The organism is Pseudomonas sp. D47 (genome assembly GCF_045447305.1).
In the GTDB taxonomy this organism is placed as follows: domain Bacteria; phylum Pseudomonadota; class Gammaproteobacteria; order Pseudomonadales; family Pseudomonadaceae; genus Aquipseudomonas.
In genome coordinates this window covers 1-12814 of the sequence record NZ_JBJGXU010000042.1, presented here as the reverse complement: position 1 = coordinate 12814, position 12814 = coordinate 1, and the positions used below count along the sequence as shown (strand labels likewise).

The following is a 12814-nucleotide window of genomic DNA, read 5'->3' as shown; positions in this document are numbered from 1 at the left end:
TCGCACGGCGGGCGTAAATAATGCAGGAGTATACGGCTAAAGACTGGATGAATATACACTGCCAAAGTGCCGGGTGCAGCCTTACATGAAAGCTGCGCGGCAAAGCGCCGCATATACCCTCTCAATCGATGGGACTGGTAGAATCGCCGCCGGTTCACACGAGGTTTTTCCATGCACGATCCCCACAGCGAACGCATGAGTAGCGGCGAGACCCGAGCGGCAAGCGGTCTGGCCCTGGTGTTCGCCTTCCGTATGCTTGGCATGTTTATGGTGTTGCCGGTGCTGGCGACCTATGGAATGGATCTCGCAGGCGCAACCCCCGCCCTGATCGGTCTGGCGATTGGCGCCTATGGCCTGACCCAGGCGCTTTTTCAGATTCCGTTCGGGATCATTTCCGACCGCATTGGTCGCCGCCCGGTTATTTACCTGGGGCTTATCGTGTTCGCCCTCGGCAGTGTGCTCGCGGCGCAGTCGGATTCGATCTGGGGTGTAATCGCCGGGCGCGTCCTGCAAGGCGCTGGGGCGATTTCCGCCGCCGTCATGGCGCTGCTTTCGGACCTGACCCGCGAACAACACCGCACCAAGGCCATGGCCATGATCGGCATGACCATCGGCCTGTCGTTCGCGGTGGCCATGGTGGTCGGCCCCTTGCTGACGCGCGCCTTTGGTCTGCACGGGCTGTTCCTCGCCACGGGCGGCATGGCGTTGTTCGGCATTGTGATCGTAGCGTTTATGGTGCCGCGCTCCACCGGCACCCTGGCGCACCGTGAGTCCGGCGTTGCACGCAAGGCGTTATTGCCGACGCTCAAGCACCCGGACCTGCTGCGCTTGGATTTAGGTATCTTCGTATTGCACGCGATGCTGATGTGCAGCTTCGTCGCGCTGCCCCTGGCACTGGTCGAAAAAGCCGGCCTGCCCAAGGAGCAGCACTGGTGGGTCTACCTGACTGCTTTGTTGATCTCGTTCTTCGCCATGATCCCGTTCATCATCTACGGCGAGAAGAAACGCAAAATGAAACGAGTTCTGCTGGGCGCCGTCGCGACATTGATGCTCACTGAGCTATTCTTCTGGGAATTCGGCGACAGCCTGCGGGCGTTGGTAATCGGCACGGTGGTGTTCTTCACCGCGTTCAACCTGCTGGAGGCTTCGTTGCCTTCGCTGATCAGTAAAGTTTCACCGGCCGGTGGCAAAGGCACGGCGATGGGCGTGTATTCCACCAGCCAGTTCCTTGGTTCTGCGCTGGGCGGCATCATGGGTGGCTGGATGTTCCAGCATGGCGGTTTGTCGGTTGTGTTCCTCGGATGCGCCGGGCTGGCTGCACTTTGGCTGGCCTTTGCTGTTACCATGCGCGAACCTCCGTACGTCACAAGCCTGCGCCTGCCGCTGTCGCCCGAAGCAATTCGTGAAGCTGGCCTGGTAGAGCGCCTGAAGGCCGTCGTTGGGGTAACAGATGCAGTGGTGGTCGCTGAAGAGGCGGCCATTTACATCAAATTGGACACCGAATTATTGGATCGCGCGACGCTCGAGCAACTGGTCAACCCAGTGCCGACAGCGCGCCCAGCTTAGGAGAACGTTATGGCCCGTGGGGTTAACAAAGTCATATTGGTCGGTACATGCGGCCAGGATCCCGAAGTTCGCTACTTGCCTAACGGTAACGCCGTGACCAACCTGAGTCTGGCGACCAGCGAACAGTGGACCGACAAGCAGACCGGCCAGAAGGTCGAGAAGACCGAATGGCACCGCGTGTCGATGTTCGGCAAGGTTGCAGAGATCGCCGGTGAGTACCTGCGCAAAGGTTCGCAGGTCTACATCGAAGGCAAACTGCAAACCCGCGAGTGGGAAAAAGACGGCATCAAGCGTTACACCACTGAAATCGTGGTCGACATGCAAGGCACCATGCAACTGCTGGGCGGCCGTCCACAGCAGGGCGACCAACAAGGCGGGGGCAATAACTACCAGCAGTCCGCTCCGGCCCCACGCCAGCAGGCTCCGCGCCCGCAGCAGTCGGCACCGCAACAGTCGCGTCAGGCGCCGCCGCCACAACAGGCCGCTCCACAGCCGGCTCCGGATTTCGACAGCTTTGATGACGATATCCCGTTCTGAACCGCAGCTTTTTCAGAACCGTAAACATTAGAAGCGAAGCCATTAATTTGGCTTCGCTTTTTTATGGGCACGCTAAAAGGAACCCGGATCTCTGTATGTTGAGTTTTAGCGCTAAATTGCAGTGGCGTTGGGTTTCTCTGTGAAAAACGTTTCGATGTTTTTTTCCAGGTGATTGACCGAGCTGTCGATGCGTTGAAGAAAATCATTAATTTTTGAATGGCCCCGGTCATGCCGGTAGCGCAGCAGTTCCCTCGATTCCGCGTCGACATTCATCCAATACGGCGAGGTCACTAATTCGTTTTCTCTGGTTGTGGCCAGGCGTCTCATGGTGGAGCCTTCGAAAGGACAAGAGTGAATGTCACGCGATATTCTGTACAGCTTGTGATCGTTGGTGCCCACCCAACTGTCGATCTTCAGCTTCTTTCCCGCTATTTCAATGTCGCCTTTCAGATCTGACACGTTTGCACCGCTTAACCAGAAAAGGTCCAGCGCAGAGTCGAAAGCTGAGCTTTTGCATTTTTCAAGCGTCGATTTGGGTTTGGCAAAATTCTCTATGATGTCTTTCCTACGCTGCTTTATCGTTGGAGGTAGCTGGTTTATTTCCTTTTTGTTAAGCGTCCAAAAGGCGTACTTCGCTATTTCCAACTCAAATGCGCTCACCATGTCGATCATGCTGATCATGCCATGCAGATAGATCGAGAATTGATCTTCTGGTGAGAGGTTGGAGTGATTCAGTTTTACGTTTTGAATGTGTAGAAAGGCGGTATAGGCACAGCCAAAGACGAGCCTGGAGCCGTCGTCAAGTTTGGTAAAAGTGACCCTTTGCTCTGCCGCATTGGTATCGTACGGGCGCTGTGTAGCCTCGGTATCGTCCTTATGGGCAGGCCAGAATTTTCTGCAAAAGCGTTCATAAGCGTGCTGGGCAGTACTGACTCTCCATTCAGGCATTTCATGAACGCCGATGCCTGAGAGGGCAACCTTGCCTTCATTGAGTAGCCGGTAAAGAGGCAGTAACCCTACTCGTTCTACATCCTCAACGGTCGCCGCTTCCGTCAGGTCTTCCATCCTTTGTATCGAGCAATTATCCAGGTTTATTTGAACCAGATAGCCTGCTTGGGCCATTTGCAGCGTGTACGCCGGTGTCAGTATCCGATGAGTCTCGTGGGCATGACGACAGGGTTTGATAAATTGAATGTCCCAATTCTCTTTGTTCATCTCTATTTGGTGCCATAGGTTGAGCGCGCATCAATCCTGGCATTTGTTCTCATGGCTCACAAGATTTAGGCTGTGGCCAACCTCAAGAAGTAGGAACGCCGCGATGACCTGGTCAGCCAAGCAGTACACGATGTTTGAACAGCAGCGCACCCGTCCCGTCCGTGACCTGGTCGCGGCCATCCCCAATACGGATGTGCGCACCGCCGTCGACTTGGGCTGCGGCCCTGGCAATTCCACCGAAGTGCTGGCCGAGCGTTTTCCACAGGCACACGTGACCGGCATGGACAGCTCCGACGATATGTTGGTGGATGCCCGTAAGCGCCTACCGGCACTGAATTTCGAGTTGGCGGATATCGGCGCCTGGAATCCAGCACAAAAAACCGACGTGATTCTGGCCAACGCTTCCCTGCAATGGCTGCCGAACCACGCCACGCTCTATCCGCACCTGGTCAGCCAACTGACGCCTGGCGGCACGCTGGCCGTGCAGACCCCGGACAACCTCGACGAACCGGCCCACCGCCTGGCCCGTGACGTCGCGGCCGATGGCCCATGGGCGGCGAAGATCGGTGCGGTCAAACACAATGAGCGGCACACGGCGCCTTACTACTACGAGCTGCTGAGCCAACACTGCAGCACCGTCGATGTTTGGCGCACCACCTACCAGCACCCGCTGGCAGACCACGCGGCCGTGGTGGAATGGTTCAAGGCTTCGGCTTTGCGGCCCTTTCTCGCACCGTTGACCGATAGCGAAAAAGCCGCCTTCCTACAGGAATACCTGGCGCGGATTACCCAGGCTTACCCCGCGCTGGGCGATGGCACCGTGTTGCTGCCATTCCCGCGTCTGTTCATCATCGCTACCCGCTGAAGCCCGGCGACAAGTGGCGGTCATACCGCCGCTTGCGTCTGCAAGTACTCATCCGTCGACACCACGCCCGCATAGGCAAAGGCCAGTGAAGCCATATAGGCGCCATGCACCTGCGCCGCCGGAATCACCTGCCCATTGAATTCCAGATCCCGCGTGGCGCACGCGTCATGCAGCACCGTGACCTTGTAGCCCAGGTCCGCCGCTGCCCGCACCACCGCGTCGATGCACATATGGCTCATGCTGCCTGCCACTACCACGTCGGTGATGGCCCGTCGTTCCAGCAACGCCCGCAGATCGGTCCCGCGAAACGCATTCACAAAGTGTTTAAGCACCACCGGCTCATTCGCCTCGTTCAGCACCTTGGCATGCAGATGAGCGCCCTCGGAGCCCGGCGTGAAGAACGGTGAGTCTTCTGAGGTGAACTCATGGCGCACATGAATCACTGCATTGCCTGCCTGGCGAAAGGCTGCCAGCACCTGCGCGGCCTTGTCTGCCGCCGCCTCCACGCCGTCGAGTGGCCACTTGCCTTGGGGGAAGTAGTCGTTCTGGATGTCGATCAGGATAAGCGCTTGCTTGGCCATGCGAGATACCTCGTGATAGGTGGATGGGCCTCCAGCATCTTAGCTGGCGCCGGGCAAAGGCCGTGTGAATCGTGCAGAACGCCGCGTGTATAACGCCGTGTCGTGCAGAATCAAACAGGCCTACTGCCATTACTTTTCCAGTAACTGATTGATTTAACAACCGTCCTCTTCTGTCGCGCCTTGGCTTGATCCCTGCAACCTTCTTTTCACACACATAGCAGGATGGCCAAGGGGGACGCATGACCCCAACTCAACGCAAGAAACGGGTGGTCGCGCACTCCACGCGAGAGGGCGCCCCGCAGCACGAAGTCGAGACCAACCGTGCCTTGGCGCGCTGGTTGGCGCAGATCCTGGGGCTTAAATTCGGCGGCAGCTATAACCCGCAGTTACATGCCGAGCGCGAGTTGTACCTGTTGCCCACGCAAACCCTGGTCGGCCCGGCCCAAGCGCTCACGCTTAACGTCAAAGGGCCGCAAGACCTGTGGGGCGGTTATGTCGATCACGATTTCATCTGCACCAAAGCCATCACCCATGGCCTGCTAAGCCCTGAAGCAACGGCGCCCGAAGGCTGGTCGCCGATGTTTGCCGAGCGTGTGCGCAACGTCGTTCTCGATGGCCTCAGCGTTTTCGCCCTGGAGGACGCACTGCCCGCAGCCATGCGCCTGCTCTACAGCGGGCCGATTCGTTTGAAGCCCGTGCATGCCTGCGCCGGGCGCGGGCAGGAAGTTATCCACAGCCTCGATGAATTCAAAGCCTTGCTGGCGCGGCCCGATATCACGAAGTTATTCACTGAAGGCGTGGTGCTGGAGCAAGACCTGCACGACGTCATCACTCACAGCGTGGGCCAGAGCTTTATCGGCGATCACGTGTTCAGCTATTGCGGCGAGCAATACCTCACCCAGGACGGGCAGGGCGAAGCGGTCTACGGTGGCTCCAACCTGCTGGTCGTGCCCGGCGACTACGAAGACCTCTTGGCGCTCCAGCTGCCGGACGACGTACGCCAAGCCATCGAACAAGCCCAGGTCTTCGACACAGCCGCCGATGAGGCCTACCCTGGTTTCTACGCGTCACGGCGCAACTACGACATTGCCCAAGGCCTGGACAGCGAAGGCCAACGCCGCAGCGGCGTGCTCGAACAATCCTGGCGCATGGGCGGGGCGAGCAGCGCGGAAGTCGCGGCGCTGCAAAGCTTCATCAACCACCCCGGCCTGCGCGCGATCCACGTTTGCTCGGTGGAGACCTATGTGGACCAACCGCTGCCGGCGGATGCCATCGAGGTGTACCGCGGCCCGGCCGAAAACAGCGACTTTCTTCTCAAGTACGTAACGGTTAAATCTTATGACGGCTAGAAGCGAAAGCATTGCGATCGACATCGACGACGAACAGATGAGCGGGACGTTCCTGAGCCCCAAATCCAAAGTGCCGGGCGTGTTGTTTGTGCACGGCTGGGGCGGTAGCCAAGAGCGTGACCTGGAGCGCGCCAAAGGCATCGCGGGCCTGGGTTGCGTGTGCCTGACCTTTGACCTGCGCGGCCACGCCGGCACCGGTATTCCGTTGTCTCGCGTCACTCGCGAAGACAACCTGCGCGACCTGCTGGCCGCGTACGACCGCCTGCTGTCACACCCGGCCATCGACACCTCGGCCGTGGCGGTGGTGGGCACCAGTTACGGCGGCTACCTGGCGGCGATTCTCACCTCATTGCGCCCGGTGCGCTGGCTGGCGCTGCGCGTGCCGGCGCTGTACCGCGACCAGAAATGGCTTACGCCCAAGCGCGACCTGGATAAGGCCGACCTGATGGATTACCGCAGCACCTTGGTGCACGCCGAAACCAACCGCGCCCTGCATGCTTGCGCGAAATTCACCGGCGATGTGCTGATTGTCGAATCGGAAACCGACGACCACGTGCCCCACGCCACCATCATGAGCTACCGCGCGGCGTGCCAGCAGACCCACTCCCTGACCCACCGCATCATCGACGGAGCCGACCACTCCTTGAGCGACCCGGTGTCGCAGCAGGCCTACACCTCGATCCTGGTGGACTGGATTACCGAGATGGTCGTGGGCGAGCGGTTGAGCATTATTCAATCGCGCTGATGCAGTACTCTTCAGGGCGCGTTCGCGAGCAAGTCGAAGCGTCGAACCGCCTCTCCCACATTCGACCGAGTACATCCTTGAAACAGGGTCAAAATGTGGCAGCGGGCTTGCTCGCGAAGGCGCCAGACCACTCGACACATTCCTCAGGCGGGGGTCTTCTTCACCCGCAACGCCTTGGCCTTAGCCTCAACCCCGAGGTACATCACCAACGCAATCAACAGCGGCAAAATAAAGTAGATCGCCCGGTAAGCAATCAACCCCGCGAGCAAACTGCCCCGCGACGCCTCATGCTGCAACAGCCCGATAAACACCGCTTCCAGCACCCCAAGCCCGGCCGGTATATGCGTGACCACACCGGCAATTGCGCTGATCAGCAGCACGCCTAACACCAGCGGATAGTCCAACTTGGCCGGCAACAAGGTAAAGATCACTGCCGCCATCAATGACCAATTCAACGCGCCTAATACCAACTGTAAACAGGCCATGCGCAACGACGGCAGATTGATCTCGATGCCCTTGATCGACCACGCGCGCTTTTTCGAAAACCGGCAGGCCGCCAGATAACCCAGGCTGACCAACACCAGCAACATCCCAATGCCTTGCAAGGCAAAAGTGCTGACTTTCCAACCCGGCGGCATGGTCACCCACCCGCTGCTGAACACCACACCGGCCAAGGCCATATAGCCAAACCAATTGGTGGCCAGGCTCAGCCCAAGAATCTTGGCGATATTGCTGGTGCTCACACCCAGCCGCGAATACAGCCGATAACGCATGGCAATCCCGCCGACCCACGCGCTCAGGTTGAGGTTGAACGCATAGCTGATGATCCCCACCGGCAGGATCTGCTTCCAGACCAAGGGTTGGCGGATGTAAGTACGGCCGATCAGATCGAAGCTGGCGTAGACGAGAAAACTGCACAAGGTCAGCGCGCCTGCGATCAACAACGTGCGCACCTTGAAGTCACCCAGCGTCTGCAACACCTCGCTCCAGTCGATGCGCCGCGCGAGCAGGGTAAACAGCACGATCAGCAGCAGGAAGAAGGCGATGGTCAGCGGTTTCTTCCAACGCTTGAAGCGCGAGCGGCCGGCTTCAGCGGTCATGGGCCTGGCTCTCAAAAGGCTTCAAGCGCGGTTTGTGCGCCGGCAGCCAACCGGTCAGCGCGGGGAAATGGCGCATCACATGAAACACCAGGAAACCCACGGTCAAGCGCCATAACCACAGGCGTGGCTTGCGGTTTTCCGGCATGGTCTGGCAATGGTTTTTCGCGAGTAGCTCCAGGCGCTCGTACAGCTGCTGATTGAACGCGCGGTCGCGAATCAGCACGTTGGCTTCCAGGTTCAGCGACAGGCTCAACGGGTCCAAGTTGCTCGAGCCCACGGTGCTCCACTCGTCATCCACCAGCGCGACTTTGCCGTGCAGCGGTCGCTGGTAATACTCGTGAATGACCACGCCATCCTTGAGCAAATAGTCGTAAAGCATACGCGCCGCCAGCTTGGCCAGCAGCACATCCGGCTGGCCCTGCATGATCAGTTGCACGTGCACGCCACGGCGCGCGGCGTTGCGAATCTCGCGCAGCAGGCGGTAGCCGGGGAAGAAGTAAGCGTTGGCGATCACCACACGATTTCGGGCTTTGCTCAAGGCGTGGATATACGCCTCTTCAATGTCATCGCGGTGTTGCACGTTGTCGCGGTAAATCAGGCGTACCAGACCGTCCTCGTTCTCGCGGGGCCACAGCGAGGGCCGTTGCTGACGCCGCCGCCAGCCGCGCCGCGTACGCACCTGGCGACCGCTTTGGGCGAGGGCGAAATGGTGCAGGTCCGCCACCGCCGGGCCGGTCACTTGCACGGCGTAATCCTGCTTGGCTTCGGGGCCGAAATCACCCAAGTGATCCGCCGAAAAATTGATCCCGCCAATAAACGCCACCGTAGCGTCCACCACCACAATCTTGCGGTGCAAGCGGCGAAACCAGTTGGTGCGAATCCCCAGTCTTTTCGAAGCCGGGTCGAACATCTGCACCAGCACGCCCGCCTGCGCCAGCTCGCCGAGAAAGGCCGGGCTCAACTCGCCGCAGCCGAACCCATCCAGGCTGACCACCACCTTCACGCCGCGCTGCGCCGCCTCGATCAGGATGCCTTTGAGTTCATGCCCGACCTTGTCTTCGAACAGGATAAACGTCTCCAGCAGGATCTCCCGCTGCGCCTGGCGCATCGCGTCAAAGACCTTCGGAAAGTACGCCTCGCCGTTCTCCAGCAGTTCGAGCAGGTTGCCGCCTTGCCAGCCGTAATCGAGATCACGCGCCTTGGCTTCATCCGGCGGCTGGTCGGTGGCGATGTGTTCTACCGCGACGCTCATAACTCGATCTCCACCGACAGCGGCACATGGTCGGACAAATGCGACCAAGGCCGGGTCGTCAGCACCTTGGGGTTATGAATCTTCAGGTTGCGCACGTAGATGCGATCCAGCGCCAGCAACGGCAGGCGCGCCGGGAAGGTGCGCGCAGGCTTGCCGTGGGCGTGGACGAACACTTCCTTGAGGCCGCTTTGGCTCAGGTCGGCCTTCTGGCGCCAGTCGTTGAAATCACCGGCAACCACCAGCGGCGCGTCAGCGGGAATCTCGCTGATCCGTTGCTCCAGCAAACGCAATTGCTGCTGACGATGCACCTCGCGCAGGCCCAGGTGCATGCAGATCGCATGCACGTGCTGGCCGGTGCCTGGCAGGCGCAATACACAGTGCAGCAGGCCACGGCTTTCATGGCCGCTTTGCGAGATGTCGAGGTTGTCGTAGCGCACGATCTGGAATTTCGACAACAGCGCATTGCCGTGGTCGCCATGCGGGTACACCGCGTTGCGCCCATAGGCGAACTGCGGCCAGATGCTGTCGGCCAGGAACTCGTACTGCGGCATCTTCGGCCAATCGCTGTAGCGCTGGGGATGGCGCTCGTGCGTGCCGTGGATTTCCTGCAGAAACACCATGTCGGCGCCCACGCTGCGCACCGCTTCACGCAGCTCGGGCAGGATGAAGCGTCGATTCAGCGCGGTGAAGCCCTTGTGGATATTCACCGTCAGCACGGTGAACCGGGTGATGGCGGCGGTGGGCGTGGCGGGGATCAATTCAGGATGGGTCATGGCAGCACCCCAGATGTCGGCAATTTGCCGAGCTCGCTGAGCAGGTGCTTGTCCAACGTGGCGGCGCGTAACGCACATTGCAATTCGCGTTTCTGGGGCAGCCCCTCGGGGTAGCAGGCCCCGCGCCAGCCTGAAATGCCGATGTAAATCGCCGCCATGGTTGCTCCCGTGGGTGTAGGGTCAAGTGACCTCCGTTTTGGGATGACTGCCGTTTTTGCCGGAAAGTTTCCACGGACCTACAGACGGTACACGGTCAAAATGTGGGCGCAGGCTTGCCTGCGATAGCGGTGGGTCAGGCGATGAACTCGGTGCTGACCCACCGCTATCGCGGGCAAGCCCGCTCCCACATCAATGTGCGCCACGATCAGGCCACCGGCCCAGGCACCCCCGCGATCCCCACGTTAAACGCCGCGGGGGTCAACCCTAGGTTTCAATCAGGCGCGCAGTGTCGGGTGTTGGCTTGTGCGGAAAACGCCAGGGAACGATGAGGATGAAAACCCGTCAGTTCCTTACAGACCCTGCTGAAGGAGCTCGATGTTTTGCTGAATCTAAAGGCTGCATTACTGCTTGGCGCGCTGCTGTTTTGTGGCAGCGGCGCACTGCAAGCTGCGGCCACCGCGCCTGCAGCCGAAACGCCGGCCAAACCCGAGTTGCTGGTAGAAGGCGGCCTGCTCGGCGCCATCAGCTCCAGCATTGACGACGTGCAGGACAAACTCGAGCTCAATCAAAACCTCATCGACGCTTGGCGCCTGCGCGCCGACCGCGCGGCGGATGAAGTCGGGCGCCTGGTCGACCAGACCGCCCAACGCTCGCCGTGGAGCGTGGCCGGGGACTTCCTGTTGCTGTCCGGGGTGTGGGTGGGCGCCTTTGCGGTGTTGATGCTACTGGGGCGCTTTTTCGTCCAGCGCCTGAGTCGGCGGCATTTCGTCGAACAGCGCGAGCGCCTGCAAGGCATCCTTGGGTATGTGGTGCCCTTCACGGTTCCAGCAATTATCTGCCTGCCGCTGACCCTCTACGTCAGCCACTTCTTGCCCTCGTCAGTGGGCCGCGCGCTGGCGCTGTGTTTTGCCTACGCCACCAGCAGCGGTATCTTTTCCACGTCGATGTTGTTGTGCGTGATCGTCATGTTCAACGTCGGCCACAAACGTCCGGCTGTGCAGATCATTCGCGACTACTGCCCCAAGCCGCTGTTCCTGATTGGCTTCCTCGCGGCCCTCAGTGACGCGCTGACCAGCCCGCAAATCGCCCGGCAGTTGGGTGGCAATATCACCAGCAGCATCGCGGTATTCACCGGCCTGTTCGCGGCGGTGATTTTCGGTGTGCTGGTGGTGCGCCTGCGTCGCCCGGTGGCGCATCTGATCCGTAATCGGCCGCTGGCCCAGCGCCTCAAACACCCGGCATTGCAGCAGTCGCTGCGGGTGTTTTCCGGGCTGTGGTACTGGCCGATTCTGTTGATGGTGCTGGTCTCGGCGATCAACCTGATCGGCGCCGGCGACGATAACCAGAAGGCCCTGCGTTGCGCGCTGTTCACCACGATTTTGCTGATCGGCACGGTCTTTCTCAGCACGGTGCTGCAACACCTGTTCAAGTCTCGCAGCCAGGTGACGATCCAGCGCAGCAGCGCCTATAAGGAACGCTTCCTTAGCCTGTTGCACGCGATCCTGCGCATCGTCATGGCCATCGCGTTTATCGAAATTCTCGGGCGTATCTGGGGCATCTCGCTGTTCGAATTTGCCCAGCGCAACTCGGTGGGCCGCGCGATCAGCGACTCCCTCAGCAGCATCGGCCTGATCCTGCTGATGACCTGGCTGTTCTGGGTGGTGCTCGACACCGCGATCCAGGAGGCGCTGAAGCCGCCGGTGAATAAACGCTCGAGCCGCCAGCCAAGCACACGGGTCAAAACCATCCTGCCGCTGCTGCGTAACGCGGTGAAAATCGTCCTGGTGGTGATCTGCGCGATCACCACCATGGCCAACCTGGGCATCAACGTCGCGCCGCTGCTGGCCGGTGCCGGTGTGGTCGGCCTGGCCATCGGTTTCGGCTCGCAGCAACTGGTGCAGGACGTGATCACCGGCCTGTTCATCATCATTGAAGACACGCTGTCCATCGGCGACTGGGTGGTGCTCGACTCCGGCCACGCCGGCACCGTCGAAGGCCTGACCATCCGCACCCTGCGCCTGCGCGACGGCAAGGGTTTTGTGCACTCGGTGCCGTTCGGGCAGATCAAGGCGGTCACCAACCAGTCGCGGCAATTTGCCTACGCGTTCTTCTCGGTGCAGTTCACCTACGACACCGACGTGGACAAGGCCGTGGAACTGATCCGCGAGGCCGGGCAATCGATTCGCGACGATGTGTTCCTCAAGTACAACCTGCAAGGGCCGCTGGAGGTGTTTGGCGTCGACAAAATGGACCTCAACGGCGTGGTGCTCACCGCGCAATTCCGCACGGTGTCGGGCGGGCAATATGCGGTGAGCCGTGCGTTTAACCAGCGTTTGAAAAAGCTTGTGGATAACTGTGATGAGGTGCACTTCGCGCAAACTTATCCACAGCAGGTTCTGTTGCCTAAGCGTACAGCCCAGGTGGATGAGCCGGATGCTGAGGTGCCGGCTTCGGTGGTGTTTACCGAGCAGCCCAGGTCTCAATAGTTGGTGATGGCCGGGCTTGCCCGTGATGGGCAGAGGTATCTATGCAACTTTTTGTGTTGCGCTAAGCTTTTTACGGGGTTTTTAGGTAGATATGAGTACATATCCGTTGCTGCGGTAACGGCTGCTTAGGGTTCCGCTCTTACAGCGGCTCACTTTTGGAAAGACCCAAAAGTAAGCAAAAAGTCT

At 59.9% G+C, this 12814-nt stretch carries 12 protein-coding genes; 6 read left to right on the top strand and 6 right to left on the bottom strand.

The features are described from left to right. The first annotated feature begins 171 nt into the window (after window positions 1–171). Complete coding sequence (locus tag ACI77I_RS22730; RefSeq protein ID WP_406998495.1) at window positions 172–1566, top strand: MFS transporter; 1395 nt, start codon at window positions 172–174, stop codon at window positions 1564–1566. A 9-nt stretch (window positions 1567–1575) separates the two neighbouring features. Beyond that, complete coding sequence (locus ACI77I_RS22725; RefSeq protein ID WP_010467282.1) at window positions 1576–2103, top strand: single-stranded DNA-binding protein; 528 nt, start codon at window positions 1576–1578, stop codon at window positions 2101–2103. A 111-nt stretch (window positions 2104–2214) separates the two neighbouring features. On the opposite strand, the gene ACI77I_RS22720 is transcribed toward ACI77I_RS22725, so the two are convergent. Then, entirely contained in the window at window positions 2215–3318 is a 1104-nt protein-coding gene (locus ACI77I_RS22720; protein WP_406998494.1) for a hypothetical protein, read from the bottom strand. A gap of 103 nt (window positions 3319–3421) precedes the next feature. On the opposite strand from ACI77I_RS22720, the gene tam reads away from it, so the two are divergent. Further along, window positions 3422–4183, top strand: coding sequence for a trans-aconitate 2-methyltransferase (gene tam / locus ACI77I_RS22715; protein ID WP_406998493.1), 762 nt, complete (start codon window positions 3422–3424; stop codon window positions 4181–4183). 20 nt (window positions 4184–4203) lie between these two features. On the opposite strand, the gene ACI77I_RS22710 is transcribed toward tam, so the two are convergent. Beyond that, window positions 4204–4764: a cysteine hydrolase family protein gene (locus ACI77I_RS22710; protein ID WP_406998492.1), complete on the bottom strand. Its 561-nt coding sequence runs from the start codon at window positions 4762–4764 to the stop codon at window positions 4204–4206. Between the two features lie 239 nt (window positions 4765–5003). Between ACI77I_RS22710 and ACI77I_RS22705 the strand changes: the two genes are divergently transcribed. Then, window positions 5004–6113 (top strand): DUF3182 family protein, encoded by a 1110-nt coding sequence (locus ACI77I_RS22705; protein ID WP_406998491.1) that lies wholly within the window; start codon window positions 5004–5006, stop codon window positions 6111–6113. Further along, window positions 6103–6858 carry a S9 family peptidase gene (locus ACI77I_RS22700; protein WP_094953402.1) on the top strand — a complete coding sequence of 252 codons (756 nt, stop codon included), beginning with the start codon at window positions 6103–6105 and terminating at the stop codon, window positions 6856–6858. The genes ACI77I_RS22705 and ACI77I_RS22700 overlap by 11 nt, the downstream gene beginning before the upstream one ends. 143 nt (window positions 6859–7001) lie before the next feature. Here ACI77I_RS22700 and ACI77I_RS22695 read toward each other — a convergent pair whose 3' ends face one another. From ACI77I_RS22695 to ACI77I_RS22680, 4 genes are read right to left on the bottom strand one after another with little or no spacing between them, the layout of a single operon-like run. Continuing rightward, entirely contained in the window at window positions 7002–7958 is a 957-nt protein-coding gene (locus ACI77I_RS22695) for a lysylphosphatidylglycerol synthase domain-containing protein (RefSeq protein ID WP_406998490.1), read from the bottom strand. Next, complete coding sequence (clsB, locus tag ACI77I_RS22690; RefSeq protein WP_406998489.1) at window positions 7948–9210, bottom strand: cardiolipin synthase ClsB; 1263 nt, start codon at window positions 9208–9210, stop codon at window positions 7948–7950. The genes ACI77I_RS22695 and clsB overlap by 11 nt, the downstream gene beginning before the upstream one ends. Then, the gene (locus ACI77I_RS22685; protein WP_094953405.1) at window positions 9207–9983 is read right to left on the bottom strand and encodes an endonuclease/exonuclease/phosphatase family protein; all 777 of its coding nucleotides are present in this window, start codon (window positions 9981–9983) and stop codon (window positions 9207–9209) included. Before ACI77I_RS22685 ends, clsB begins: the two co-directional genes overlap by 4 nt. Further along, window positions 9980–10141, bottom strand: a complete 162-nt coding sequence (locus ACI77I_RS22680; RefSeq protein ID WP_406998488.1) for a hypothetical protein — start codon at window positions 10139–10141, stop codon at window positions 9980–9982. The genes ACI77I_RS22685 and ACI77I_RS22680 overlap by 4 nt, the downstream gene beginning before the upstream one ends. A gap of 381 nt (window positions 10142–10522) precedes the next feature. Between ACI77I_RS22680 and ACI77I_RS22675 the strand changes: the two genes are divergently transcribed. After that, on the top strand, window positions 10523–12628 hold the full coding sequence (locus tag ACI77I_RS22675; RefSeq protein WP_406998487.1) for a mechanosensitive ion channel family protein: 2106 nt from the start codon (window positions 10523–10525) through the stop codon (window positions 12626–12628). Window positions 12629–12814 lie beyond the last annotated feature (186 nt).